The organism is Streptomyces sp. NPDC000151, assembly GCF_040301705.1.
Classification (GTDB): domain Bacteria; phylum Actinomycetota; class Actinomycetes; order Streptomycetales; family Streptomycetaceae; genus Streptomyces.
In genome coordinates this window covers 17530-44184 of the sequence record NZ_JBEPFC010000049.1, presented here as the reverse complement: position 1 = coordinate 44184, position 26655 = coordinate 17530, and the positions used below count along the sequence as shown (strand labels likewise).

Sequence of the window (26655 nt, the reverse complement as noted above, 5' to 3'; positions counted from 1 at the left end):
GCGCCTCTGCCGGAGGCGGCGGCGCAGGTGCCGGTGGCGGCGGCGCAGGTGCCGGTGGCGGCGGAGCGTCGGCCGCGGGTGGCGGTGCGGCGGCCGCGGGCGGTGCCGCGACGGCCGGTGCCGGAACGGCGGCGCAGGCCGCGGCGATCGCCGTACAGACCGGTGTGCAGGCAGCCAGCGAAGTCGTCAACTCGCTCGGCGACAACGACGGGAACAAGGGCCACAACGAGTAGCGGGCGCATGACGCGGGCCCGCGCCCACCTCAGTACGTGACGGCGTTTCGTCGACCGCGTCGCAGAAGCAGTGTTCGCCCGGTACGGCCCGGCGCCGCAGGGACACCTTGAAAGGAACTCCATGGCCAGCGAAGTCGCGCGTCCCACGTATGGAAACTGGCGGCGCCCCAGACGTCCGGGGCTGGGGCCGCTCGGTCTGCTGGGCACCGTCGTGACCTTCGGCGGGCTGGTGGTGGTCCTGCTGGCCTCGCTGATCTCCCTGGTAGCGGCGATCACCGTCCTGGTACCGCTCTTCTTGCTCGTCGCCCCCGTAGCCGTCCGCACCGTGGACGGCCGGAACATCTATCAGCTGCTCGCAGTACGGATCGGTTGGATGCGAAGAAAGTCCAAAGGCTCACACATCTATGTCTCCGGCCCGCTGTCGCAGCGGCCGGGCGGACGTTTCTCGCCGCCCGGGCTGCTGGCCCGGGTGAAGATGCGGGAAGGACGGGACGCGTACGACCGTCCGTTCGGAGTGCTGCACCATCCCGGCCGCAATCTCTACACGGTCGTCCTCGGGTGCGAACCCGATGGCGGCTCGCTGATCGATGCCGACCAGATCGACATCTGGGTGGCGTCCTGGGGCGACTGGCTGGCCCGGCTCTCCCACGAGCCGGGGCTGCGCGGCGCGTCCGTGGTGGTGGAGACCGCACCCGACACGGGCACCCGGCTGGCCGCCGAAGTCCTGCCCAGGCTCTCGCCCACCGCTCCGGCCGCCGCCCGCGCCGTGATGGAGGAGGTCGTGCAGCGCTACCCCTCGGCCTCCTCCGAGATGCACACCTACATCACGCTCACGTACGGGACCGTCGGCACTCGCCGCGACCCCGAGGCCGTGATCACCGACCTGGCCATGCGGCTGCCGGGCCTGCTGTCCGGACTGGTGGCGGCCGGCGGTGGCGCGGCCTTCCCGCTCTCCGCCGAGCAGATCGCGGAGACCGTCCGCGTGGCGTACGACCCGGCCATCGCCCCGGACGTGCTGACCGCGCGGGCCGAGAACACCTCCACGGGGCTGGAGTGGGAGGACGCCGGTCCGGCCGCGGCGGTGGAGTCGGTCACCTCCTACCAGCACGACTCGGGCGTCTCCCGCAGCTGGCTGCTCACCCTCGCGCCGCGCGGCACCGTACGGTCCAACGTGCTGCGTGGCCTGCTGGAGCCCGCGCCGGGGACCCGGCGGAAGCGGGTGTGCCTGGTCTACCGTCCGATCGATCCGGCGACCTCCGCCCGCATCGTCGAAGCCGACCGCCGCAACGCCCACTTCACCGCCTCCTCGGGCCGCGGCCTGGTCCAGGCCCGGGCCTCCAACGAGATGCGGGCGGCCGAGCAGACCGCCGCCGAGGAGGCCTCGGGCGCCGGACTCGTGGAGTTCTCCTTGATGCTCACGGTGACGGTCGACAACGAGGAACAGCTCGCGGACGCGGCCACGACCGTACGGAATCTTCAGGCCTCGTCCCGGGTGCTGATGCGCTCCGCCGACCGCATGCAGGCCTCCGCCTTCACCTGCACCCTCCCCGTCGGCATCCTGCCCTGGGAGCACACGCTCATCCCGCGCGAGATCCGGGAGGCGCTGTGAGCAGGAAGAACAAGTCCCAGGCGCGGCAGGCGGCGCCGCGGGTGGCTCCGCCCCGGGGCTGGTTCGGTCCCGGTGGCGGCCAGGTCGCTCACCTCGACCCGCCGTCGCTGTGGCGCGCCACCACGGTGCAGGCGTGCGGGCTGTGGCCGTTCGCGGCCGGTTCCGGCGCGCCCATGACCGGCGTGCCGCTCGGCCAGCACCTGCACACGGGCGCGACCGTCTGCGGCGACCCCATCTCGTGGTTCACCCGGGCCCGTTACATCTCCAACCCCTCCCTCTTCATGCTCGGGATGCCGGGCCTCGGGAAGTCGACGCTCGTCAACCGGATGCTCATCGGGCTGGCCGCGACCGGCGTCGTGCCGCTGGTCCTCGGCGACCTCAAGCCGGACTACGCGGACACGGTGCGGGCCCTGGGCGGCCAGGTGATCTCCATCGGGCGTGGTGTCGGCGGCATCAACGTCCTCGACCCCGGTGCCATGGGCGAGGCGGCGCAGCGGCTGGGCGGCGAGGCCGGGCGGGCGCTGGCCTCGGAGGCCCACGGCCGCGTACTCAACATGGTCGCCGCGCTGATCACCATCGTGCGCGGACAGCCCATGGGCGACCACGAGATGTCCGTGGTGTCCGCCTGCCTGCACCACCTCAGGGAGCGGACCACCGCCGGGCGTCCGCCGCTCCTTCCCGACCTGCTCAGGGTCCTCGACGAGGGGCCGGACCGGGTCCGTGCGGTCACGCTCGACCGCGGTGACATGTCGCGTTACCGGGAGGCCGTCGACCCGCTGCACCGGTCCCTGCTGGGCGTACTGGACGGCCCGCTGGGCAGTACCTTCGCCTCCGAGACCTCGACCCGCATCGACGCCAACTCGCCGGCGGTGTGCATCGACATCTCGCGCATCGGCGAGGCCGACACCCAGCTGACCGCGGCGGCGATGCTCGCGGCCTGGTCGGACGGGCTCGGCACGGTCGCCGCCGCGCACGCGCTGTCCGACGCCGGGCTGGCGCCGCGGCGCTGGTTCTTCACCGTCCTCGACGAGCTGTGGCGGCCGCTGCGCGCGGCGTCCGGCATCGTCGAGCGGATCGACGCGCTGACCCGGCTGAACCGTTCCCTGGGTCTCGGCGACGCCAAGATCACGCATACGTTGAAGGACGCGGAGGCACTGGGGAACGAGGCGGACCGGGCGAAGGCCCGCGGCTTCGTGGAACGTGCCGGAATGGTGGTCTGCGCCGGCCTGCCCAAGGCGGAGATGCAGGACCTCAGCAACATCGTCGGGCTTTCGGAGCGCGAGATCGACCTGGTGTCGTCCTGGTCCTCGCCGCCGGGCTGGGCGGGAACCGGCGGGAACGAGGAGCCGCCGGGGCGCGGCCGCTTCCTGATCAAGGTGGGCGGACGCCCCGGCATCCCGATCCGGGTGGCCATCACCGACACCGAGCGCGAACTGCACAACACCAACACGCGCTGGATCGGCGCCGGGAATCCGGTGGAAGACCTGGGGAGACGGTGATGAGCAAGCCGTACACGGGCGGGCGGAAGAGCGGCGCGGGCGCCGACGACATCCTCCCCTGGGTGATCGTCGCCGTCGCCGCCTTCTGCTTCCTCGCCTTCTTCGGCGCCTGGATCGGCGGCACGCTGGGCGCCGCGGTGTCCGGAGCGGGATGGCACCCGCCGCCCTTCTCCCTGCGGTCCATGGCCGACCTGGTGCAGCAGGGGCCGTCGGCGCTCTGGCCCGACGCACCGGCCGGAGCGGTCATCGCGGGCATCGTGGCGCTCTTCGTCCTCGCGCTCGCCCTGATCGTCGTGGTGCTCATGGCCTTGCGCGGCCGGGCGTCCAGGCCCAAGGGCCTCGCCGGACGAAAGGAGCTGGCGGCGCTGCTGCCCAAGGAGGCGGCGAAGAAAGCACGTTCGCTGCGGCCCTCGCTCGCGAGGACGGCCAAGCTCGATCCCGACGACATCGGCAATCTGCTGGGGAATCTCGAACCGAACGGCCCGGAGCTGCGTTCTTCGTACGAGGACGTGGAGCTGCACCTGATGGCACCTCGCTCCGGAAAGTCCACCGGAATCGCCGCTCCCCGTGCGCTGCGTGCGCGTGGCCCGGTCGTCCTCACCTCCAACAAGGCCGATGTCTACACGGTCACCAAGGCGGAGCGGGAACGGATCGGTACGGTGTGGACATTCGACCCGCAGGGCATCGCCCACACCCCGCGCACCATGTGGTGGGACATGCTGGCGGAGGCGTCCACCATCGAAGGGGCGATGCGGCTGGCCGGTCACTTCGTGGGTGCGGTCAACGACGACGCCTCGAAGAAGGACTTCTGGATCTCCGCGGCCCAGAACACTCTCACCGCCCTCCTGCACGCCGCGAACCGCGGTCAGCGGCAGGTCACCGATCTGCTCGGCTGGCTGGCCGACCCGGCCGACCGTACGCCGATCGACCTGCTCAACGATGCGCAGATGCCGGCCCTCGCCGCGCAGTTGCAGGGCACCATCCAGGGCGCGGTGGAGACCCGCGACGGCATCTACGAGACGGCCCGGCAGTGTGTCGCCTGCCTGCTGGATCCCCGGATCGTGGCGTGGGTGACACCGGACCCGCGGGTCGCGCAGTTCTCACCGCACCGGCACGCGCTCAGCCGCGACACCCTCTACCTGCTCTCCAAGGACGGCGGTGGTTCGGCCGCCGGTGTCATCGCGGCGCTGGCCGACTCGGTGATGCGCGCGGGGGCCATGGCGGCGGAGCGCCAGGGCGGGCGGCTGGACCCGCCGATGACCGCGGTGCTGGACGAGGCGGCCAACGTCTGCCGCATCAGCGATCTTCCCGACCTGTACTCGCACTTCGGCTCGCGCGGCATCAACGTCGTGACGCTGCTGCAGAGTTACCGGCAGGGCAGCCGCGTCTGGGGCGAAGCCGGCATGGACGCCCTGTGGAGCGCGGCGACGATCAAGCTCTTGGGCGCCGGGCTGGACGACGCCGACTTCGTGGAGAAGGTCTCCAAGCTCGTGGGCGAGCACGACGTCAGTACGGTGAGCGTCTCGCGCAGCAAGGACGGGCGTACCCGCTCGACCTCCTACCGGCAGGAGCGCGTGATGCCGGTCGACCGCATCCGCGCCCTTCCGAAGGGCACGGCGCTGCTGCTGGCGACCGGTATCCGGCCGGCCCTGATCCGGCTGCGCCCCTGGTACCAGGAGCCGGGCGCGGACCGTATTCAGGCAGCCGCCCAGGCAGAGGTACAGGCGATGACGGCACGCGCGGCGCGGACAGTGATGGAGAAACCGTGACAGCCCAGACGTTCGACGGCGGCACCGGTGGTGACGTCGACATGCAGGCCCCGCCCTTCATTCTCTACCTGGAGGGTGAGGAGTACGCGGAGGAACTCCGGCAGCTCGCCCTGTGGGTCAACGGCCTGCTGGTGCCGGTGTACGGCCGTGAGCCCCGCTCCCAGGCCCCCTGGTGTCCCCGCTGGTGGGAGCACCAGGAGGCGGTGGCCCGGCTGCACGCCCTCTGGCTCGCGTGGCAGGAGCTCACCGATCCGGCATCGGGGGCCAGCGGGCCCGCGGTGTGGCATCGCGACCACCTCGGCCCGACCATGCTCGAACTCCGCGACCCTGCGGGCCCTTTCGCGGGCTGCAAGGCCGGCGCACACCGGGCGAAGGCCGCACCGGAGGTCGACGCGTACGACGGATGACCGGGTACCGGAGCGAGGGGGCCGGATGGGCCGGACAGACCTGAGCCGGCTGGCCGCGGCCGTCCACAGGATCGTGGGCGGGACTTCGGTCGCCGAGGTACGGGAGGAGCCCGCCGGCGGCGTCGTCATCGAGCTTCGGCTCGGTGGACGCACCGTTGTGGTGGAGCACGCGCAGGGGCTGTGGCGGGTGTCGGTGGGCTTCCCGACGAGCGGGGAGTCCACTCCGCCCAGGACCCTCTTCGCCACGCTGGAGGAAGCGCTCGCCATCGCCGCACAGCTGCTCCACGAGGAAGAACCCGCCCCGAAGAAGGCGGCCGAACCGCCGTCGAGACGTCGGACGGACCCACCCTCCCGTACACCGCAGGGCGTCGCGGCCCGCACCCCCCGTCGGCTCCCACCGGGCCCGGCCCGATCCCGCTGACCAGCCCGTACAGATCCGTACAGAGAAGTGAGGACGTTCGTGCGTAGCGCAAAGGCGCTGTTGAGTGTGGTGTTGGCCGGAGCGTTCCTGGCCGGGTGCGGCGACGGGAGTACCGCCACTCCCAAGGATTCCGGGAAGAACGGCAAGAACGAGCGCGGCGGCGCGACGGCCGAACCGCTCACGGAGATCACCGCGCCCTCCGGTTACCAAGGCCGCGAGGGGTGGCAGCAGAAGCTCACCTGGCTCCCGGAGGAGCCGACCTCCGTACCGGTGGCCGCGTCGGGACCGGCCAACAGGGTCGCCTATCTGACCGCGGTCGACGAGACCGGCTACGCGGTCCAGGTGCGGAACGCCTCGTCCGGTGCCGTCGAGTGGACCGGCAAGCCGTGGAGCCCGCCGACTCCGCTGTCGGAAGTGGCCGACTCGAGCCAGTACCAGAGCGGCGACGCGGAGCTTCCCGGCCTGACGACGGTGCATCAGGACGGCCACGACTACGTGGTCGCCTGGGCTCATGGCGTCCGGGGCAGGGACGAACTGAACAACGGCAGGGAAGTCGTCGAGCTGGAGATCTTTCCCCTCGACGCTGCCGGCAAGAGCGTCGCCCCGACGCACCGTGTCTCCGTGCCCCTCAAGAACGATGACGACAGCGACCCCATCGTCAGCGCCCAGCCCGAGGACCTCCACGTCCGGGACGGCGGTGCGGGACTCGTCGTCACGTGGCACGGCTACGCGACGTTCGGCGCCTCGGTGGACATGGAGAGCGGCAAGGTCACGAGTTACGGCAACGGCAGCAAGCTGGGCGTCGATTGCGACGTCGAGGGGTGTACGGCTCAGGTCGCGGCGATCACGGCCGACGGCCCGGTCGCTACCAGCGAACTGGACGGCGGCTTCGAGGTGCCGGGGCAGTGGAGCAGCCAGGACGTGACCCCGGACGGTGCCGCCACCGGCCCCCTCCGCGCGAGCGGCAACCGCAACGGCGAGGTCGTCGGCACGATCGGTACCCGTCTCGTCGCCGAATGGGCCCCCGAGGGGGAGGACGCGGAGGACGACCGGATCTGGTCCGTGCACGACGCGAAGACCGGCCGGATCCAGGCGAGTACCGCGTGCGGCGGGCCCGATCTCACTTCGCTGGACAGCTCGGACGAGCCCGAGCCCGTGGCATCGCCCGACGGCCGGTACGTGGCGTACGGGACCGTCCTCTTCGACACCCGCGACCGCAAGGGCACCTGCCTCGCGGGCGACGAGAACCGCAAGGGCGTCCTGATCCGCGCGATCCGCGACGACGGCACCGCCTACGGCGCCGTCCCGTCCGCCGACACGGAAGGCACCGTCGCCGAGGTGCGGAGCTCTGACGGAACGGTCAAGGCCCTGCCCATCGGTACGGAGCTCCCCCTGCAGCCCCTGCGGGACTCGGGCCTCTTCGTCACCCGGAACAACGGTGCGGGGCTGCTCGTCTCAGTACTCAAGAACCGCTGAAGCACATCTCTGCAGGAGTACCCATGAATCACGCGTCCGTCCATCGCTTCACAGGCATCGTCCACTGGCGGCATCGCCGGGCCGGAGCCGCTCACTCCCTGGTCCGCGCGGCCCACGACCCGGCGGCCCGGCAGACGGTCGTCGTCGTGTCCGAACTGGCGAGCAACCCCACCGACCGAGGCGTCACCGACGACTTCGGCAGCGTGGCCGACGCCGTGGTGCCCGCGCTGCAGGATCAGCTGGCGCAGGACCTGGGGAATGTCGTCTGGATCGCCCACTTCGGGCAGTTCTCATACAACGATCCCACCGGTCCGGAGACTTTCCACCGCATCAACGTCACCGGCGATGCCGACAGCGGGCACCAGGACGACTTGCGGGGTGACAAGCCGCTGTCCGTACAGGAGGTGGACACGCTGCTCAAGGGGTGGCACCTGGATCCGGTCGCGCAGGTGCTGACCGCTCTGGGCCACCAGGGCTGACGGCTGCAGATGACCGAACACGTATCGGGCAGGGAGGTGCTGGGGCAGGCCCGTTCTCTGTACCAGCACTACAAGGATGTCGTGGAGCCCACCGGCAAGCGGGTGGCGATCATCCGTTTCGAGCCTGCCGCGACCGATCCGCCCGAATGGCAGGCGCGGCTTCAGGCCTCCAGGGTGTCCGCGGAGCAGAAGGTGAAGAGCTTCGAGCATCTGGGCTTCCGAGCGGACCACATAGTCCTGCCTCCGGATACCGACCGTGCCCGGTTCGCCGGCGTTCTGGAGCAGTGCAACCGGGATGCCGACACCCGCGCGATCATTGTGCAGTTCCCCCCGCCGGCCCACCTGATGCCGCTGGTGCAGCGGATGGACCCGCAGAAGGACATCGATGCCCTCCTGAAGGACCGGTCCCCTTACCGGGCCTGTGCCACGGCTGAAGGCATCTGCCGGGTGGTCGAGCCCTTCGCGCAGGACAACCCGACCATCGCGGTCGTGGGCGCCAAGGGGTTCGTGGGCCAGGGCGTGGTGACTCAGCTGAAGGAGAACGGCCACCGTCCCATCGAGCTCGACGCGGGGGACGACCTGACCCGGGTCCGGGACGCCGACATCGTCGTCTCGGTCACCGGCAACCCGGGCATCCTCGGGCCGGAACACCTGCGGCCGCATCACCGGCTGGTGGTCGACTCGGGGTTCGTGCCGCAGCCGGACGGCAGCGTGCGCGGTGACGTGCGCCGCGAGGCCTACGACATCCCGCAACACCTCACGCCGGTGCCCGGAGGTATCGGACCGGTGGAGATGGCCACGCTCATGGAACGGGTGGTGCGCAAGGAGGTGGATCCCCACGTCACACCGTGGCAGGTGGCGGCGAAGCCGTACCTGAACCGCGAACAGTCCGCCCAGGCACAGGCCACGAACAGCGCCGGCGCGGCGCAGGGGCCCAAGGCCCCGGTGGCCCAGGCCGCCAGGCTCAGGAGCCGGTCCATGCAGGGGCCGCAGGCCGCACCGGCGGCCGGGCAGTCGGCGGCGCGTCCGCAAGCCGCGCCGGCGCGCCCGCACATTCCCCGCCCGCCGTCGGGGCCTTCCGGCGGGCATGGCCGCTGATGCACCCGGAAGCGTACGGATCGCTCACCGCCGGTCAGGTCGCCGCGGCCGTGCAGGCGGGAGACCTCAGCGCCCGCGAGGTCGTTTCCGCCGCGCTGGCACGGATCGAGCACGTCGATCCGGATCTCCATGCGTTCACCGAGGTATGGCGGGGCGAGGCGCTCATCCGGGCGCGCGAGGTCGACCGTCTGGTGGCCGCGGGAACACGACTGCCGTTCGCGGGGGTGCCCCTGGGCGTCAAAGGCGTCCGAGGTGTGCGGTCCGTCGCCGCGCGGGCCTTGACGGCGGCGGGCTGCGTGCCGCTCGGGGCGACGTCCGTGCCAGGGCCCGGTACCCCCTGGCAGACCTGGGGGATGGGGCAGGCCGGACGCACCCGCAATCCCTGGCGCTCGGACCGGACCCCCGGCGGCTCCTCGGCCGGCTCCGCCGCCGCGGTGGCGGCCGGGCTGGTGCCGCTGGCAACAGGCAGCGACGGCGCGGGTTCGGTGCGTATCCCGGCCGCCTGGTGCGGGGTGTTCGGCTTGAAGATCACCAACGGCCTGCTCCCCTCACCGGACCGCACGGGGCTCGCCGCTCCCGGAGTGCTCACACGGTCCGCTTTGGACGCCATGGCGTACTGGCGCTGTGTGCGTGGAGACGAGCACGGCGCAGCCGGTACGGAGTTTCCCGCCACCGCCGTATGGTCCGCCGACCTGGGCTTTGCCGAGCCGGACCCGGAGCCGGCCGCGATCGCCCACCGCGCGGCAGGGCGGCTGGCCGAGGCAGGAGTCGTACGGCTGGCCGAGGACGGCACGGTGGATCTTGTCGACCCGGGGCGTGCCTGGCTCTCCCTGCGCGCACCTGGCGAGGCCCCGGCCGCCGCGGCGGCGGTCCGGGCCGACAACGACCTTCGTCTCTCGGCGGTCTTCGCACGGGCCCAGCTCCTGCTGACTCCGGTCACCCCGAATCAGCCGCATGGTCATGATGGGCCGGGTGATCGCTACAGCACGGCACTGACCTGGGCGTTCAACCTCAGTGGGCACCCAGCGGTGAGCATCCCGGCGGGCTTCGGTACGGATGGCTGTCCGGTAGGCCTGCAAGTCGTGGCGGCACACGGATCCGAGCGCCTGCTTCTCGATGTCGCCCATGCGGCGGAGACGCATGCCGGTCTGTGTCCGCGCCTGGCCAAGCCGTGACATCGCAGCTGGATCGGGTGCCGAACGCTGATCACCCAGAGGAATCGCGGCCTCCTGTAAATACCGCAAAGGGGGATATTAAGCCCTTGGGCAGGTGACCCCCATCACTTTTCGTGAACCTCTGCGCATGAGGAACACATAAGGGGGGAGGGGTCGATGTTGCTGGCGTGACCAGCGGGCACAAACGGCAAGTGGAAGTGAAGGGCTGAGCGGACGTGTCGGCAATCGAGACCATTCACGTAGACGGGGTGTGGCGTGGCGCCGCATCCGACGCCACGCGGGAGGTCCTCGACCCCGCCGATGCGACGGTACTGGCAGTCGTGTCGGAAGGCGGCGTCGAGGACGTGGACGCGGCGGTCGCCGCCGCGTCCCGGGCATTCGGCGGCGGGGCCGGTGAGTGGCCGCGCACGGCTGCCGCCGAGCGGGCCGCGCTGCTGCGCCGCGTCGCGGATCTCCTGCAGCGGGACCGCGAGGAGATCGCGCTGATCGAGAGCCGGGACACCGGCAAGACCCTGGAAGAGGGCCGGGTCGACGTCGACGACGTCACCAACGCCTTCCGGTACTTCGCCGACCTCGTGATGAACGAGAGCGGCGGGCGGGTCGTGGACGCGGGCAGCGAGGACGTGCACAGCGTCGTCGTGTACGAGCCGGTGGGCGTGTGCGCGATGATCACGCCCTGGAACTACCCGCTGCTGCAGGCCAGCTGGAAGGTCGCCCCCGCGCTGGCGGCCGGCAACACCTTCGTGATCAAGCCCAGCGAGGTCACGCCGATGTCCACCGTGCATCTGGTGAAGCTGCTGGTGGAGGCCGGGCTGCCGGCCGGTGTCGCGAACATCGTCACGGGCGCGGGCGTGCCCGTGGGGCAGCGGCTCGCCGAGCACCCGGACGTGGACCTGTTCTCGTTCACCGGTGGGCTGGTCAGCGGTACGAAGGCGGGCGCGGCCGCGATCTCCGGCGCCAAGAAGGTCGCGCTGGAGCTGGGCGGCAAGAACCCCAACGTGGTCTTCGCGGACGCCTGCTCCACGGACGAGGAGTTCGACACCGCCGTCGACCAGGCGCTGAACGCCGCCTTCATCCACAGCGGCCAGGTCTGCTCGGCCGGTGCCCGGCTGATCGTCCAGGCCTCGGTCAAGGACCGCTTCGTCGCCGAGCTGGCCCGCCGCGCCGAGCGCATCAAGCTCGGCCGGGGCACCGAAGAGGGCGTCGAGTGCGGCCCGCTCGTCTCCCAGCAGCAGCTGGACAAGGTCGAGGCGTACGTCGAGTCCGCGATGGAGGAGGGCGCACGGCTGCGCTGCGGCGGTTCCCGCCCCAAGCCGTCCGATGTCCGCCCCGAGGGCGGCTACTTCTACCTGCCGACCGTCCTGGACAACTGCCACCGCGGCATGAAGGTCGTCCGCGAGGAGACCTTCGGGCCGATCCTGACGGTGGAGACCTTCACCACCGAGGACGAGGCCGTCGAGCTCGCCAACGACACTGAGTACGGCCTGGCCGGTGCGGTGTGGTCCGGCGACACCGCGCGCGCCCGCCGCGTCGCGGCGCGGCTGCGCCACGGCACCGTCTGGATCAACGACTACCACCCCTACCTCCCGCAGGCGGAGTGGGGCGGCATGGGCAAGTCCGGCGTCGGCCGCGAGCTGGGCCCGGCCGGCCTGGACGAGTACCGCGAGAGCAAGCACATCTACGAGAACCTGCGCCCGGAGCCGGTGCGCTGGTTCGCGGGCTGACGAGTCCGCGGTGACCGGGCGGGCGGCGGCACCCCGCAGCCCGCCCGGCCACCCGCTGTCCGCCCCTCCGAAGCGGGCCCGGCCACCCCATCTCCCGAAGGCCCGGCCCGCCCCCCGTACTTCCCCGGCCGCGACGAAGCGGCCCAGCGGATCCGCAGCCCCGCCGAGCGCACCCGCTCCCAAGCACTGCGCAGCCGCTCGAACTTTGGAAAACACAAGGAGCTACCCATGTCTCCCGCAGCAGCGAAGAAGATGTCCGCGGACTATGTGATCGTCGGCGGTGGCACCGCAGGATCGGTGATCGCCTCCCGCCTGACCGAGGACCCCGACGTCACCGTCGCCGTCATCGAGGGCGGCCCCTCCGACATCGACCGCGAGGACGTGCTGACGCTGCGCAAGTGGCTCGGCCTGCTCGGCGGCGAGCTGGACTACGAGTACACGACCACCGAGCAGCCGCGCGGCAACTCGCACATCCTGCACAGCCGCGCCAAGGTCCTCGGCGGCTGCTCGTCGCACAACACCCTGATCTCCTTCAAGCCGCTGCCGTCCGACTGGGACGAGTGGGAGGAGGCGGGCGCCGCCGGCTGGAACGCCAAGGCGATGGACCCGTACTTCGGCAAGCTCCGCAACAACATCGTGCGGGTGGCGAAGAAGGACCAGAACCAGATCGCGACGGACTGGATCGAGGCCGTCAAGGACGCCCTGGATGTTCCCGAGGTCGTGGGCTTCAACGATCAGCCGTTCGAGGAGGGTGTCGGGTTCTTCGATCTCTCCTACCACCCGGAGAACAACAAGCGGTCGTCCGCTTCGGTCGCCTACCTGCACCCGCACATGGAGGCCGGTGACCGGCCGAACCTGACGCTGCTGCTGGAGACCTGGGCGTACAAGCTGGAGCTGGACGGTACGACGGCGCGCGGCGTGCACGTCCGTACCAAGGACGGCGAGGAGATCTACCTGGAGGCCGGGCGCGAGGTGCTGGTCTGCGCCGGCGCGGTGGACACCCCGCGGCTGCTGCTGCACTCCGGCATCGGTCCGAAGAAGGACCTGGAGGCGCTGGGCATCGAGTGCGTGCTCGACCTGCCGGGCGTCGGCGAGAACCTGATCGACCACCCCGAGTCGGTCATCGTCTGGGAGACCAATGGTCCGCTCCCCGGCAACTCCGCGATGGACTCCGACGCGGGCCTGTTCGTGAAGCGGGACCCGGACCACAAGGGCCCGGACCTGATGTTCCACTTCTACCAGATCCCCTTCACCGACAACCCCGAGCGGATGGGCTACGAACGCCCCGAGCACGGCGTGTCGATGACCCCGAACATCCCCAAGTCCCGCGCGCGCGGCCGTCTTTACCTGACCTCCGCCGACCCCGAGGTCAAGCCCGCGCTGGACTTCAAGTACTTCGAGGACGAGGGCGACTACGACGGGCAGACCCTCGTCGACGGCATCAAGCTGGCGCGGAAGGTCGCGCAGGCCGAGCCGTTCGCCAAGTGGCTCAAGCGCGAGGTCTTCCCCGGCCCCGACGTCACCGACGACGCGGAGATCAGCGAACTGGTCCGCAAGGCCGCACACACCGTGTACCACCCGGCCGGTACCTGCAAGATGGGTGCCATCGACGACGAACTGGCTGTCGTCGACCCGCAGTTGAAGATCCGCGGTCTGAACGGTATCCGTATCGCGGACGCGTCCGTCTTCCCGACGATGCCCGCCGTGAACCCGATGATCGGCGTGCTGATGGTGGGGGAGAAGTGCGCCGAAATCCTCACCGAGACCCCGACCCAGGGAGGTGATGCGTGATGGCCAGCACCGTCGTCGACGCATCCGGCACCGAGAAGTCCCCCACCACGCCCACCGGTTCGCAGGCGGAGCAGGACGCGGTCTTCGCGGTCCGTCACCTGTGGAAGGTCTTCGGGCCCAAGGCCGAGAAGGTGCCGGAGGACGCCTCCCTCACCGAGCTCTCCGCGCAGGAGCTGCGCGAGCAGACCGGCTGCACCGCCGCCGTCCGTGACGTCTCCTTCGACGTCAGGAAGGGCGAGGTCTTCGTCGTCATGGGCCTCTCCGGGTCCGGCAAGTCCACCCTGGTCCGCTGCCTGACCCGGCTCATCGAGCCGACCAGCGGCGACCTGGAGATGGACGGCGAGGACGTGCGCGGCATGGACCGGTCCGCGCTGCGCGAGCTGCGCCGGCACCGCGCCGCCATGGTCTTCCAGCACTTCGGCCTGCTCCCGCACCGCTCGGTGCTGGACAACGTCGCGTACGGCCTGGAGATCCAGGGCGTCGGCAAGGCCGAACGCCGCGCCAAGGCCATGGAGACGATCGAGAAGGTCGGCCTCGACGGCCTGGAGCAGCGCAAGCCCGGCCAGCTCTCCGGCGGTCAGCAGCAGCGCGTCGGCCTGGCCCGCGCGCTCACCGTCGACCCCGAGATCCTGCTCTTCGACGAGCCCTTCAGCGCGCTGGACCCGCTCATCCGGCGCGACATGCAGGAGGAGGTCATCCGCCTGCACAAGGAGGAGGGCCGCACGATGGTCTTCATCACCCACGACCTCGCCGAGGCCCTGCTGCTCGGCGACCGCATCGCCCTGATGCGGGACGGGAAGATCGTCCAGCTCGGCACCCCCGAGGAGATCGTCGGCTCGCCGGCCGACGAGTACGTACGCGACTTCGTCCGCGACGTGCCCCGCGAGCAGGTGCTGACCGTGCGCCGCGCCATGCGGCCCGCCGAGTCCGGCGAGGCCGAGGACGGCGCCGCGCTCGCCCCCGACACGCTGATCTCCGACGCCATCGAGGCCGTGGTCCGCTCCGGCGGCGCGGCGCGCGTCGTCGAGGACGGCCGCTGCCTGGGCATCGTGGACCACGAGTGCCTGCTCAACGTCGTGGCCCGGCTCGACGAGGACGCGCCCGACAAGGGCGTCGCCGACCACGGGAAGGCGGTCGCCTGATGCACCCCCGTACCGTCCCCACGGTCCCCGTGACGCTGAACCTCAGAGCCCGCCCCGCGGCCGCCCGGCCGCTGACCCTGCGAGGGCTGCGTGCAGTGGCCCGCCGGTACTGGCACGAAGCGCAGCGCGCCGCCGCGCTGAACGTGCCCACCGGTACCGCGAAGCGGGGGCGCGTGTGAGTGCCGCCACGACCAGCCCCGCGACCACCGCACCGGCCGCCGCCTCGCCGCGCGCGGCCCGCCTCACCGCCTCCCTGCGCCACGGCGCCCTCGGCAAGCTGCTGATCCTCGCCGTCGCCGCGGCCGTCCTCGCCCCCCTCGTCAACGCCAAGTGGGCGAGCGGCGTCTGGCCGCACGCGCTGACCGTCGACCTCACCGGTCCGTTCGGCGACGCCAGCACCTGGATCGTGGACAACCGCGATTCTCACTGGCTCTTCGTCTACTTCCTCGGCCACCTCAGCAACGCCGCGGTCATCTCCGTACGCGCTGTCTACCTCCTCCTGCTCACCCTGGGCTGGACCGGCGTGACCGCCCTCGTCACCCTCGTCGCCTGGCGCGTCGCCGGCCTGCGCATCGCCGCGACCGCGCTGATCTCCCTGCTGGTCAGTGGCGTCCTCGGGATGTGGGTGCCGACCATGCAGACCATCGCGCTGATGGCCGTCTCGGTGCTCGCCTCGATCGCCGTGGGCGCGCTGCTCGGCCTCATCGGCGGCCTCTCGGACCGGATGTTCCGCATCCTGCGGCCGGTCCTGGACACCATGCAGGTGCTGCCCGCGTTCGCGTATCTGCTGCCGTTCGTCATGGTCTTCGGCATGGGCGTCCCCGCGGCGCTGCTCGCCACCGTGATCTACGCGGCCCCGCCGATGGCCCGGCTCACCGCCCTCGGCCTGCGCGGCGCCGACGCCGGTGTGCTGGAGGCCGTCGCCTCGCTCGGCGCGACCGGCCGGCAGCGGCTGCTGACCGCCCGGCTGCCGCTGGCCCGCAAGGAACTGCTGCTCGGCATCAACCAGACGATCATGATGGCGCTGTCCATGGTCGTGATCGCCTCGATGATCGGCGCGGCCGGTCTCGGTGACCGCGTGTACCAGGCGCTGGCCTCCGTCGACGTCGGTGCCGCGCTCGCCGCCTCCATCCCGATCGTCCTGCTGGCCGTCGTCATGGACCGCACCACCGCGAAGGCCGGCGAGCGGCTCGGCGCCGATCAGGGCAGCGGCCCCGCCTGGCTGCGCGGCCGGTTCGTCTGGCCCGCCGTCGCCGTCGTCACCGCGCTCGCGGCCGTCGTGGGCCGGGTCACCGGCTCGCTGGTCTGGCCGACCGCCTCGGTGGTCGACATCGCCCCGCCGGTGAACAACTTCAAGGAGTGGATGGTCGACCACCTCTACTCCGGCATCCCCGTCATCGGCGGCACCGCCGACTGGGCCGCGGCCTTCACCTCCTGGGTGCTCAACCCGCTGCGCGACGGCCTCACGGCGCTGCCCTGGTGGGGCGCGCTGCTGATCGTCGCCGCGCTGGCCTGGCTGATCGGTACCTGGCGTACGGCGCTGACCGCGACGCTCGCCCTGGCAGTCATCGGCGTCCTGGGCGTCTGGGTGCCGTCCATGAACACCCTCTCGCAGGTGCTGGCCGCCCTGGTCGTCACGCTCGTCGTCGGTGTCGGCGTGGGTGTACTGGCCGCCGGCAGCGCCCGTATGGAGGCGATCCTGCGCCCGGTCCTGGACGTCTGCCAGACCATGCCGCAGTTCGTGTATCTGATCCCGGTGGTCGCGCTGTTCGGCGTGGGCCGCGCCCCGGCCTCCGCGGCGGCCGTCGTCTACGCGCTGCCCGCCGTCATCCGCATCACCACCCAGGGCCTGCGCCAGGTCAGCCCGGCCGCCATGGAGTCCGCGCGCTCGCTCGGCGCCACCCGCTGGCAGCAGCTGCGCCAGGTCCAGCTCCCGCTGGCCCGCCCCGCGCTGCTCCTGGCGGTCAACCAGGGCGTCGTGCTCGTCCTCGCCGTCGTCATCATCGGCGGCCTGGTGGGCGGTGGCGCGCTCGGTTACGACGTGGTCGCCGGTCTGGCCAAGGGCGACCTGGGCCTCGGCATGATCGCCGGTATCGCGATCGTCGGCCTGGGCCTGATGGTCGACCGGGTCACCCAGCCGACCGAACGCCGCGCGCAGAAGGGAGCCTGAGCCATGTTCCGTACGGGCACCATGCGTCCGCGGACGCTCACGAAGGCCGCCGGCGCGACCGCGCTGGCCGGGGCGCTGCTGCTGTCCCTCAGCGGCTGCGGCAAGGCCGACATGACCAAGCAGACCTCCCCGTTCGCGGCGGCGGCCGGCACCAAGACGGTCACGCTGTCGGTGCAGACGTGGGTGGGCGCGCAGTCCAATGTGGCGGTCGCCAAGTACCTGCTGGAGCACGAGCTGGGCTACCGGGTCGACACCGTGCAGGTGGACGAGACCCCGGCCTGGGACGCGCTCAGCCAGGGCCGCGTCGACGCCATCATGGAGGACTGGGGCCACCCCGACCAGGAGAAGCTGTACATCGACGACAAGAAGACCGTCGCCCGCGGCGGCGATCTGGGCGTCGAAGGACACATCGGCTGGTGGGTCCCCAAGTACTGGGCGGACAAGCACCCGGACGTACTGAACTGGAAGAACCTCAACAAGTACGCCAAGCAGCTGAAGACCGCCGAGAGCGGCGACAAGGGCCAGCTGATGGACGGCTCGCCGTCCTATGTCACCAATGACAAGGCCCTGGTGAAGAACCTCAAGCTGGATTACGAGGTGGTCTTCGCCGGGTCCGAGGCGGCCCAGATCACGCAGATGCAGCAGTTCGCCAAGGAGAAGAAGCCCTTCCTGACGTACTGGTACGAGCCGCACTGGCTCTTCAACCAGCTGCCGCTGAAGGAAGTCAAGCTTCCGAAGTACACGAAGGACTGCGCGGACAAGGGCACGAAGGATCCGACCACGATCGACTGTGCCTATCCGAAGACTCCGCTGAAGAAGTTCTTCAACGCGGACTTCGCCAAGGGCAACAGCTCGGCCGCGAAGTTCCTGAAGAACTTCAAGTGGACGGTGGACGACCAGAATTACGTCTCGGAGCTCATCGCCGACAAGCACATGCCCGCGGACGAAGCGGCCGCGAGCTGGGTGAAGAAGAACCCGGACATCTGGAAGAAGTGGATTCCGCGGAAGTGACCCGTTGAGAAGCGGCGCTGCCGCGAGTATGCGGTGAGCGAGTGCGCGGTAAGCGGCCGGGCGTCCCTCATGGGGTGCCCGGCCGTCGCCATTCCGCGGCGGTCAGCGCGTATTCGACATCACCGTGTTCGGCACCCGGCAGCGGGTCGGCCCATTCCTCGTGGAACGTACGGACATACCGCAGCCCGCATTTCTCCATCACCCGCCGGGACCCGGTGTTCACCGCCATCGTTGTGGCCGTCACGCGCTCGACGCCCAGCTCCGCGAAGCCCTTGCGGAGCAGCGCCCGGGAGCCCTCCGTCGCGTAACCCCGCCCCCAGGCGGCGCGCCGGAGCCGGTATCCCAGCTCGACCTCGTCCGTACGGCCGTCCCGCACGGGCCGGAATTCGAACCAGCCGAGAAATGCCGCGGTGGTCCGTTCCTCGGCGACCCAGTATCCGAAAGGAGCGGGGCGCGCATACTGCGCGACGAGCACCTCGGGCGCCGGCTGACCGCTGTCCAGAAATCGCATGACTTCGGGATCTGCGTGCAGCTCACGCAGATTGTCCAGGTCCGCCCCGGTGAAAGCGCGCAAACGCAGCCGTTCCGTCTCCAGTAAGACGTGCATCACAGTCCCCTACTCGCGCGTCAACCACTCCTTGGCGGCATAGTAGGGGCCCGCCCCTGAATGGGGGCATGACAAAACAGTGGTTACCAGGGGGAGCACAACTCCATGCCATCCATACGCCGTACCGCAGCAGCCGCCGTGGCGGTCGCCGCGCTGCTCGTCACCGCCACCGCCTGCGGGCCCGAGGACACCAAGGCCGCGGGCCAGGACAGCGCGGCGGAGAACGGCGGCACGTCCGGGGGGCCCAAGCTCCCCAACGGCCTGCCCCACAGCCTGGACTCGCTGAAGAAGTGGGAACAGGGCGGCTGGAAGGACTGGGACAAGGACACCTGGGCCCGCAAGGCGTCCGAGTTCGCCAACCCGGTCATCAAGGACCTGTGGAAGCCGTCCCGGATGGCGAAGGCCGCGGACGCCCCCGCGGTGACCTCGCAGAGCACCGGCACGGGCAGCGGTCCGAGCTCCACCGACCCCGAGCCGCGCCCGGTGACCGCGCAGCAGGTCGAGCGCCCGTACCACCAGCACATGGCGCCCATCGGGAAGATCTTCTTCGACAGCCCCGACGGCCCGATGGTCTGCTCCGGCACCGTCGTCGCCGACCCGGCCAACCCGGGGAAGTCCAACCTGGTGTGGACCGCGGGCCACTGCGTGCACTCCGGCAGGGACGGCGGCTGGATGCGCAACATCGTCTTCGTGCCCTCGTACAACGACAACGGGCTGCCCGCGAAGCAGGTCTCCGCCTCCTCGCAGCAGAACGTCACCCCGTACGGCACCTGGTGGGCGGACTGGTCGCAGACCTCCTCGCAGTGGATCGACGGTGGCGGCCACAGCGGCAACGCCGCGTCCGCCTACGACTTCGCCGTGCTGCACGTGAAGCCGGAGGACGGCGGCGGCAAGTCCCTGGAGGAGACCGTCGGCGCCTCCGTACCGGTCTGGTTCGGCGCCCCCTCGGGCAGCGGCGTGACCGGCCTCGGCTCCACGAAGGCCATCGGCTACCCGGCGGCGCCCCCGTACGACGGCGCGAAGATGATGAACTGCCTCGACCGCCCGGTGCGGCTGACGATGGCCCAGGGCACCCCCGCCATGCACTGGATCGGCTGCACCATGACGGGCGGCACCTCCGGCGGCGGCTGGCTCACCGACCACAACGGCGAACTCTCCCTGGTCTCCAACAGCTCCATCGGCTCCCTGGACCACACCTGGCTGGCCGGCCCGCACCTCGGCGCGGAAGCGAAGGGCGTCTTCGACGCGATCAGCAAGAAGTACGCGGGACAGTGACGGGCCGCGGGGCGCGGTAGGCACGAGACGCGGCCGCCTCCGTACGGACTCGTACGGAGGCGGCCGCGCCTTGCGTTCAGCTGCCCGACCGCAGCTCCGTCGCCACCGCGCGCAGTGTCTCCATGGCCCGGTGCTGGAGTCCGCCGCCGAAGGTGACGCGGGAGGCGCCGGCGGCGCCCAGGGCGCGGGGGGACGGGCCGTTCGGCACCGCGAGGGCGTTGACCGGTGCGCCGATGGCGTCGGCCAGCTCGGCCAGCAGCTCCGGCGGGGCGAGGATCGGGTACACGCAGTCGGCGCCCGCGGCGACGTACCGCAGACCGCGCGCCACGGCCGGTGCGGCCCCGGTCTCCCCGCGCAGGAAGGTGTCGATACGGGCGTTGATCACCAGCGCGTCCCCGGCGGCGGACCGCACCTCGGCCAGCCACTCGGCCTGCCGCTCGGGATCGCGCAGGGTGCCGGTCGCCGCGTCCGAGTCCTCCAGATTGCAGCCCACCGCGCCCGCGTCCAGCAGCCGTTCGACCAGCTCCTTGGCGGGCAGGCCGTACCCGGCCTCCACGTCTGCGGTGACCGGCACGTCGACGGCCCGGGTGATCCGGGCGATCGCCGCGAACATCTCGTCCGGCGGGGTGTGCCCGTCCCCGTACCCCAGCGACTCGCCGATCCCCGCGCTCGGCGTGGCCAGCGCCTCGAACCCGGCCTCAGCGAAGACCCGCGCGCTCGCCGCGTCCCACGGGCCGGGCAGTACGAGCGGGTTCTCCGGCGCCCGGCGCAGGTGCAGGGCGCGCAGCGCCGCGGCGCTCACGCGAGGGACTCGGGGGTCAGCCGGCAGGTCACGCCGAAGCGGTTCCAGGCGTTGATGGTGGTGATCAGGGCGAGCAGCCGGGCCAGTTCGGCCTCCTCGAAGTGCGCGGCGGCCCGCTCGTACACCTCGTCCGGCACGTATCCGTCGGTGAGCACGGTGACGGCCTCGGTGAGCGCGAGCGCCGCCCGCTCCTTCTCCGTGTACGCGCCGGCGGCCTCCTCCCAGGCGCTCAGGAAGTAGATCCGCTGCTCGGTCTCGCCTGCCTTGCGGGCGTCCGTGATGTGCATGTCGATGCAGTACGCGCAGTGGTTGAGCTGCGAGGCGCGGATCTTGACCAGCTCGACCAGCGTGGGGTCGAGGCCCTTCCTGGCGGCCGTCTCCAGGCGGACCATGGCCTGGAAGACATCGGGGGCGAGCTCCGCCCAGTTCAGGCGGGGGCCGGACGCGCCGGCGCCCCCGCCCGTCGTCGTGTTCGTCGTCATGGGCCCGACCGTACGACGCTCCTGGCCGCTGGGTAGGGTCCTTCCCGGCCTTCGCCGGGGAATTCGCCCTGTCGGGGCGATCGCCCGCCGCCCGCCGAGGAGTTCACCATGACCGTGCGCCCCGTCACCCTCGTCACCGGCGGCAGCCGCGGCATCGGTGCCGCCACCTGCATTCGGCTGGCCGCCGCGGGCCACGACCTGGCGCTGTCCTACGTACAGGACGCCGGGGCCGCCGAGCGTACCGCCGAGGGGGTACGCGCCGCCGGGGCCCGCTGCGTCGTCGTGCGGACCGACACCGCCGAAGAGGCCGACGTGGACCGGCTGTTCGACGCGGCGGCCGAGCGGCTCGGCCCGGTCACCGGGCTGGTGAACAACGCGGGCGTGACCGGACCGCTCGGCAGGCTCGCCGACGCCGACACCGCCGTGCTCCGCCGCGTCCTGGACGTCAACGTCCTCGGCGCGCTGCTCTGCTGCCGCCGCGCCGCCCAGGTCATGGCCCCGCGCCGGACCGGCGCCATCGTCAACGTCTCCTCGGCCGCCGCCACCCTCGGCAGCCCCGGCGACTACGTCCACTACGCCGCCTCGAAGGCGGCCCTCGACGCGCTGACCGTCGGGCTCGCCAAGGAACTCGGCCCCGACGGCATCCGCGTCAACGCCGTGGCCCCCGGCATCACCGACACCGACATGCACGCCGCCATGGGCGCCCCCGACCGCGCCGCCCAGGCGGCCCCCGGCATCCCCCTCGGCCGCGCCGGCGCCCCCGACGAGATCGCCGCCGCCATCACCTGGCTGCTCTCCCCGGACGCCTCGTACACCACGGGCACGGTCCTGCGGGTGGCCGGCGGGCGGTGAGCCTGGAGGCCGTCGCGGACCGAGGCCGGGATGGGGATCAGTTGTTGATCATGTCCCGGGTCTGGGCGTACACCGTCGCGTCGCTGAGCAGCTCGGTGTGGCCGAGGCAGGCGGTCTCGGTGTTGGACGCTCCGGACAGCGCCACGGAACTGTCCGGATTGATCACCGTGTCGCACGGTGACCACCAGGTCGCGTACCGGGGCGACCCGGGGGTTTCGTCGCCCGAGTTGAGGGTGTTCAGGAAGCCGGAGCCGATGCGCATCTCGGTACAGGAAGTGTCGAAGCAGCTGTTGGCGCTGTCGGTCCCGTGGTTCGGACCGCCCAGTGACACCCAGGCGTCGGTCTTGGATGCCCCGCCGAGGTTCTTCAGGTAGTAGCGCGAGGCAAGCCCTCCCATGGAGTGGCTGACGATGTCGACCTTGGCGGCACCGGTGGCGGCGAGCAAATGATCGACTTCAGTGGCGAGTTGCTGGGCGGTGGTGGCGTTCGACTGCCGAGAGTCGTACGACCACTGGTCCAGGTAGGAGGACGGCCAGCCGTCGGTTCTGAAGCGGTCGGCCATGGTGTTCCAGTTGCTGCCGTTGCCGCTGTAACCGTGCACGAAGAGGACCGGGTTGCTGGAGGAGCCGAAGGCGGAGGCGCTCGACGCCGCGGCGGGACCGGCTGCCTGGAGGGCGACGAGGGCGCCGGTCGCGGCGACAGCCATGGCCACGAGGGATTTCTTCACGGGGAGTCTCCCGGAGTGGGTGCGGAAAGCGCTCAGGAGCGCATCAGGCGCGGAGGGGGACAGCGCTGGGCAATCGCAATTTCCCGGGTCACGGGAGATTCCTGCGGGACACGCGGGGGCATTCCGTGGGGACGGTTCGCCGCAGCCGCGTGGGGAGGACACCGGTGCCGTTCGAGGGGTGGCGTGAGCCTACTGGCGCGTAGGGAACAACCGTCAAGACGCGCGCGCCGAGTTCTTCTCGTCGGCCGGCCGGGCGGACTACGGCCACTGAGTACATCGGACTCGATCATCTAGGCTGGCGGGAGCACGACAATCGCTTCTACGGGGGACGACGCACCATGGCGGAAAAGGCACGGCGGAGGCTGCGGTCGAGCACGGTGATCCTGGGTGGGATGGGCGCGCTGGCCGCGGCCCTCACCTCCTGCGGTTCCGAGCCCGACAAGCGCTGCGTGGACCGCAGCAGTTACGACGCGCTCAACGGATACCGCATCGTCGATTCCAAGAACTGCACGAGCCACGGCAGCACGGGCGGCAAGGGCGGATCCTCGGGCGGCATGAAGAGCGGCGGGTACGGCTCCGGCCGCCCGGTCGACGGGCAGTGGTACTACGACGCCGACGTGGACGGCCGGCGGGCCGACTACGGGACGTTCAGCCGGAGCCAGGCCGTGGACCGGGGCGGTTTCGGCTGCTCGGGCTCCGGCGGCTCGCACAGCGGCGGTTACCACGGCTCCTTCGGCGGCTGAGCGGGCGAGCGGACGAGCGGACCAGGACCATGCGACGCCACCTCATCGACCCCCGCCCCGACTGGCAGGAGACGGTCGAAGCGCAAGGGGTGATCTACCCCCTGACCCGGTTCCCGGACGACTCGCTGCGTCCGTACTGGGACGAGAGCGCGTACTACGAGTTCGACCTCCCCGAGGTCGAGGCCCTGGAAGAGGTCGTCGAGGAGCTGCACGGCATGTGCCTGGCCGCGGCCGCGCACATCGTCGAGCACCGGCGCTTCGCCGACCTCGGCATCACCGACCCGCGGCTGTGCGCCCTGATCGCCGAGTCCTGGTACCGCCGAGCCGAACTCCCTTCCGTGTACGGGCGGTTCGACCTGCGCTACGACGGGCGTGGACAGCCGGCGAAGATGCTGGAGTACAACGCCGACACCCCCACCTCCCTCGTCGAGGCGGCCAGTGCCCAGTGGTTCTGGATGGAGGACCGCTTCCCCGGCGCCGACCAGTGGAACTCGCTGCATGAACGGCTGGTGGAGGCATGGCGGCGGCAGGCGAAGCTGCTGCCGCCGGGCGCCCCCGTGCACTTCGCGCACTCGGCCGGTGACGAGCTGGGCGAGGACCTGATGACCGTCGCCTATCTGGAGGAGACCGCCCAGCAGGCCGGCCTGGAAACGGTCGCGATCTCCATGGAGGAGATCGGCTGGGACCCGCTCTCGGGCCGCTTCGTCGACCAGCGGCTGAAGTTCATCCGCTCCTGCTTCAAGCTCTACCCGTGGGAGTGGCTGGCCGCCGACCGCTTCGGCCCGCAGGTCCTGGACACCCTCGACAACGGCGGCGGAACCGGCTCCACCCTCTGGATCGAGCCGGCCTGGAAGATGCTCCTCTCCAACAAGGCGCTGCTGGCCGTCCTGTGGGAGCTGTTCCCCGGCCACCCGAATCTGCTGCCCGCCTACCTCGACGGCCCGCGCGACATGGCCGGTACGACGGGGTACGTCGCCAAGCCGCTGCTCGGCCGCGAGGGCGCGGGCGTCACCGTCCACGGACCGGGCGCCGAGGACACCGCCGTCCGGGAGGAGCCGGTCTGTTACCAGGAACTGGCCCCGCTGCCCGACTTCGACGGCAACCGTGTCGTGCTCGGCGCGTGGGTCGTCGAGGACGAGGCGGCGGGCCTGGGCATCCGCGAGTCGTCGGGGCTGGTCACGGACGAGTACGCCCGCTTCCTGCCGCACGTGATCCGCTAGGGGTGTCTTACGGAGCAGGCCGGACTCTCCGTGGCAGTGGCCGCTGCGCTCCGTGACGCCAGCCGGTCGCCCGCCGCGTACGTGCCGTCGTCCACCCTGTACCCGCCGGTCGTCCGCCCCGTACCTGCCGGTATTCCCACCGGCGGCCAGGACGGGCCGGGGACCTGAGAGAATGAGTGGCATGGCTCTCGATCGTCCGCGTGTGCTCTCCGGTATCCAGCCCACCGCCGGCTCCTTCCACCTCGGCAACTACCTCGGCGCTGTCCGCCAGTGGGTAGCGCTCCAGGAGTCCCACGACGCCTTCTACATGGTCGTGGACCTGCACGCGATCACCGTGCCTCAGGACCCGAAGGAGCTGCGCGCGAACACCCGCGTCGCGGTCGCCCAGCTGCTCGCCGCCGGTCTGGACCCCGAGCGCTGCACCCTCTTCGTCCAGAGCCACGTGCCGGAGCACGCGCAGCTCGGCTGGGTGCTGAACTGCCTCACCGGCTTCGGCGAGGCGTCCCGGATGACCCAGTTCAAGGACAAGTCGGCCAAGCAGGGCCAGGACCGCACGACGGTCGGCCTCTTCACATACCCCGTGCTGATGGTCGCGGACATCCTGCTGTACCAGGCCAACCAGGTCCCGGTCGGCGAGGACCAGCGCCAGCACCTGGAGCTGACCCGCGACCTCGCGGACCGCTTCAACACGCGCTTCGGTGACACCTTCACGATTCCGAATCCGTACATCGTGAAGGAGACCGCGAAGATCCAGGATCTTCAGGACCCGCTGATCAAGATGAGCAAGTCGGCGTCCTCGCCGAAGGGCATCATCGACCTGCTCGACGAGCCCAAGGCCACGGCCAAGAAGATCAAGAGCGCGGTGACCGACACGGACACGGTGATCCGCTTCGACCGCGAGGCCAAGCCCGGCGTGTCCAACCTCCTGACCATCCTCTCCACCCTCACCGGCACGGACATCCCGCAGCTGGAGAAGGACTACGAGGGCAAGATGTACGGCGCGCTCAAGACCGACCTGGCCGAGGTGATGGTCGACTTCGTCACACCCTTCCGGGACCGTACGAAGGAATACCTCGACGACCCCGAGACGCTGGACTCGATCCTGGCCAAGGGTGCCGAGAAGGCCCGCGCGGTGGCCGCCGAGACGCTGGCCACCACGTACGACCGGATCGGCTTCCTGCCCGCCAAGCACTGACAGCACGCCGGGACGCGCCGCGGCCCCCGCACAGGGGGCCAAGGTCCCGCCGACGGCAGGACCGACGCCGCTCGCCGTAAAGGCGGCGCACCCGGCACACTGGCATCCGGGGACACCATCCGTTTCAGGGAGGAGAACGCAGTGGGGACCGTAACGCTCGGCGTTTCGATCGCGGTCCCGGAGCCGTACGGCCGCTTCCTCCAGGAGCAGCGCGCGCGCTTCGGGGATCCGGCCGCGCACGCCATCCCCACTCATGTCACCCTCCTGCCGCCCACCGAGGCCGACCCCGCCGATCTGCCGCGGGTCGAGAAGTACCTCGCCGAGGTCGCGGCGGACTTCCGGCCCTTCACGCTGCGCCTGAAGGGCACGGACACCTTCCGGCCGCTCTCGCCCGTCGTCTTCGTCAAGCTCGTCGACGGCATGGCGGGCTGCACGGCGCTGCAGGAGCGCATCCGCGCCGCGTCCGGGCCGTGCGCCCGTGAGCTGCAGTTCCCGTACCACCCGCACGTCACCGTCGCGCACGGCACGTCCGAGGAGGAGATGGACCGGGCCCAGCGGGAGCTGGCGGACTTCGAGGCCGCGTGGACGATCGGCGGCTTCGCGCTGTACCAGCAGGGCGCGGACGGCGTGTGGCGGCTGGAGCGCGAGTACCCTTTCGGCGCGCCGGTCGGCGGCGTGCCGCGGCAGGCCGACCTCACCCGGCCGCCGGCGCCCTCCCGGTAATCCCGGCCCTGGCGCGTCTGCGCCG

25 protein-coding genes and 1 pseudogene are annotated in these 26655 nt (G+C 71.1%); 22 read left to right on the top strand and 4 right to left on the bottom strand.

Annotated elements, in window-relative coordinates; translation table 11 throughout:
• The 16 genes and pseudogenes from ABT381_RS16475 to ABT381_RS16400 all read left to right on the top strand — a co-directional run.
• Positions 1–233 (top strand): annotated as a pseudogene (locus tag ABT381_RS16475) (hypothetical protein); the annotation flags it as partial.
• Between the two features lie 121 nt (positions 234–354).
• Entirely contained in the window at positions 355–1842 is a 1488-nt protein-coding gene (locus tag ABT381_RS16470; protein ID WP_351593921.1) for an SCO6880 family protein, read from the top strand.
• Positions 1839–3341 (top strand): putative type IV secretion/conjugal transfer ATPase, encoded by a 1503-nt coding sequence (locus tag ABT381_RS16465; protein WP_351593919.1) that lies wholly within the window; start codon positions 1839–1841, stop codon positions 3339–3341. The genes ABT381_RS16470 and ABT381_RS16465 overlap by 4 nt, the downstream gene beginning before the upstream one ends.
• Entirely contained in the window at positions 3341–5110 is a 1770-nt protein-coding gene (locus ABT381_RS16460; RefSeq protein ID WP_351593916.1) for a type IV secretory system conjugative DNA transfer family protein, read from the top strand. Before ABT381_RS16465 ends, ABT381_RS16460 begins: the two co-directional genes overlap by 1 nt.
• A gap of 41 nt (positions 5111–5151) precedes the next feature.
• A complete protein-coding gene (locus tag ABT381_RS16455) occupies positions 5152–5517 on the top strand; it encodes a DUF4913 domain-containing protein (RefSeq protein WP_351593928.1) in 366 nt (121 codons plus the stop codon).
• A gap of 25 nt (positions 5518–5542) precedes the next feature.
• Complete coding sequence (locus ABT381_RS16450; RefSeq protein WP_351593913.1) at positions 5543–5938, top strand: hypothetical protein; 396 nt, start codon at positions 5543–5545, stop codon at positions 5936–5938.
• A 39-nt stretch (positions 5939–5977) separates the two neighbouring features.
• Positions 5978–7414, top strand: coding sequence for a hypothetical protein (locus ABT381_RS16445; RefSeq protein ID WP_351593909.1), 1437 nt, complete (start codon positions 5978–5980; stop codon positions 7412–7414).
• 23 nt (positions 7415–7437) lie between these two features.
• Positions 7438–7893, top strand: a complete 456-nt coding sequence (locus ABT381_RS16440; RefSeq protein ID WP_351593906.1) for a hypothetical protein — start codon at positions 7438–7440, stop codon at positions 7891–7893.
• Positions 7894–7902: 9 nt separating this feature from the next.
• The gene (locus ABT381_RS16435) at positions 7903–8991 is read left to right on the top strand and encodes a tetrahydrofolate dehydrogenase/cyclohydrolase catalytic domain-containing protein (RefSeq protein WP_351593903.1); all 1089 of its coding nucleotides are present in this window, start codon (positions 7903–7905) and stop codon (positions 8989–8991) included.
• Positions 8991–10166 (top strand): amidase, encoded by a 1176-nt coding sequence (locus ABT381_RS16430; protein ID WP_351593900.1) that lies wholly within the window; start codon positions 8991–8993, stop codon positions 10164–10166. Before ABT381_RS16435 ends, ABT381_RS16430 begins: the two co-directional genes overlap by 1 nt.
• A gap of 215 nt (positions 10167–10381) precedes the next feature.
• On the top strand, positions 10382–11890 hold the full coding sequence (locus ABT381_RS16425; RefSeq protein ID WP_351593897.1) for an aldehyde dehydrogenase family protein: 1509 nt from the start codon (positions 10382–10384) through the stop codon (positions 11888–11890).
• Between the two features lie 228 nt (positions 11891–12118).
• A complete protein-coding gene (locus ABT381_RS16420) occupies positions 12119–13681 on the top strand; it encodes a GMC family oxidoreductase (RefSeq protein WP_351593894.1) in 1563 nt (520 codons plus the stop codon).
• Complete coding sequence (locus tag ABT381_RS16415; RefSeq protein ID WP_351593892.1) at positions 13681–14823, top strand: quaternary amine ABC transporter ATP-binding protein; 1143 nt, start codon at positions 13681–13683, stop codon at positions 14821–14823. The genes ABT381_RS16420 and ABT381_RS16415 overlap by 1 nt, the downstream gene beginning before the upstream one ends.
• A complete protein-coding gene (locus ABT381_RS16410; protein ID WP_351593889.1) occupies positions 14823–15002 on the top strand; it encodes a hypothetical protein in 180 nt (59 codons plus the stop codon). The genes ABT381_RS16415 and ABT381_RS16410 overlap by 1 nt, the downstream gene beginning before the upstream one ends.
• The gene (locus ABT381_RS16405; protein ID WP_467754451.1) at positions 14999–16993 is read left to right on the top strand and encodes an ABC transporter permease; all 1995 of its coding nucleotides are present in this window, start codon (positions 14999–15001) and stop codon (positions 16991–16993) included. Before ABT381_RS16410 ends, ABT381_RS16405 begins: the two co-directional genes overlap by 4 nt.
• Before the next feature lie 3 nt (positions 16994–16996).
• On the top strand, positions 16997–18004 hold the full coding sequence (locus tag ABT381_RS16400; RefSeq protein ID WP_351593886.1) for an ABC transporter substrate-binding protein: 1008 nt from the start codon (positions 16997–16999) through the stop codon (positions 18002–18004).
• Positions 18005–18071: 67 nt separating this feature from the next.
• Here the strand turns inward: ABT381_RS16400 and ABT381_RS16395 are convergent, their stop codons facing one another.
• Positions 18072–18611 carry a GNAT family N-acetyltransferase gene (locus ABT381_RS16395; protein WP_351593883.1) on the bottom strand — a complete coding sequence of 180 codons (540 nt, stop codon included), beginning with the start codon at positions 18609–18611 and terminating at the stop codon, positions 18072–18074.
• Positions 18612–18716: 105 nt separating this feature from the next.
• Between ABT381_RS16395 and ABT381_RS16390 the strand changes: the two genes are divergently transcribed.
• Positions 18717–19886, top strand: a complete 1170-nt coding sequence (locus tag ABT381_RS16390; RefSeq protein ID WP_351593880.1) for a trypsin-like serine peptidase — start codon at positions 18717–18719, stop codon at positions 19884–19886.
• 76 nt (positions 19887–19962) lie between these two features.
• Here ABT381_RS16390 and ABT381_RS16385 read toward each other — a convergent pair whose 3' ends face one another.
• Complete coding sequence (locus ABT381_RS16385; protein WP_351593877.1) at positions 19963–20688, bottom strand: isocitrate lyase/PEP mutase family protein; 726 nt, start codon at positions 20686–20688, stop codon at positions 19963–19965.
• The gene (locus ABT381_RS16380; RefSeq protein ID WP_351593874.1) at positions 20685–21170 is read right to left on the bottom strand and encodes a carboxymuconolactone decarboxylase family protein; all 486 of its coding nucleotides are present in this window, start codon (positions 21168–21170) and stop codon (positions 20685–20687) included. The genes ABT381_RS16385 and ABT381_RS16380 overlap by 4 nt, the downstream gene beginning before the upstream one ends.
• Before the next feature lie 108 nt (positions 21171–21278).
• Here ABT381_RS16380 and ABT381_RS16375 point away from each other — a divergent pair, with 108 nt between their 5' ends.
• Positions 21279–22022 (top strand): SDR family oxidoreductase, encoded by a 744-nt coding sequence (locus tag ABT381_RS16375; protein ID WP_351593871.1) that lies wholly within the window; start codon positions 21279–21281, stop codon positions 22020–22022.
• Positions 22023–22059: 37 nt separating this feature from the next.
• Here ABT381_RS16375 and ABT381_RS16370 read toward each other — a convergent pair whose 3' ends face one another.
• Positions 22060–22749, bottom strand: a complete 690-nt coding sequence (locus tag ABT381_RS16370; RefSeq protein ID WP_351593868.1) for an esterase/lipase family protein — start codon at positions 22747–22749, stop codon at positions 22060–22062.
• Positions 22750–23087: 338 nt separating this feature from the next.
• Here ABT381_RS16370 and ABT381_RS16365 point away from each other — a divergent pair, with 338 nt between their 5' ends.
• From ABT381_RS16365 to ABT381_RS16350, 4 genes are all read left to right on the top strand, one after another.
• Positions 23088–23492, top strand: a complete 405-nt coding sequence (locus ABT381_RS16365) for a hypothetical protein (RefSeq protein WP_351593865.1) — start codon at positions 23088–23090, stop codon at positions 23490–23492.
• 29 nt (positions 23493–23521) lie between these two features.
• Entirely contained in the window at positions 23522–24712 is a 1191-nt protein-coding gene (locus ABT381_RS16360) for a glutathionylspermidine synthase family protein (RefSeq protein ID WP_351593862.1), read from the top strand.
• A gap of 181 nt (positions 24713–24893) precedes the next feature.
• Positions 24894–25907 carry a tryptophan--tRNA ligase gene (gene trpS / locus ABT381_RS16355; protein WP_351593859.1) on the top strand — a complete coding sequence of 338 codons (1014 nt, stop codon included), beginning with the start codon at positions 24894–24896 and terminating at the stop codon, positions 25905–25907.
• A gap of 141 nt (positions 25908–26048) precedes the next feature.
• Positions 26049–26630: a 2'-5' RNA ligase family protein gene (locus ABT381_RS16350; RefSeq protein WP_351593856.1), complete on the top strand. Its 582-nt coding sequence runs from the start codon at positions 26049–26051 to the stop codon at positions 26628–26630.
• The last annotated feature ends 25 nt before the right edge of the window (positions 26631–26655 follow it).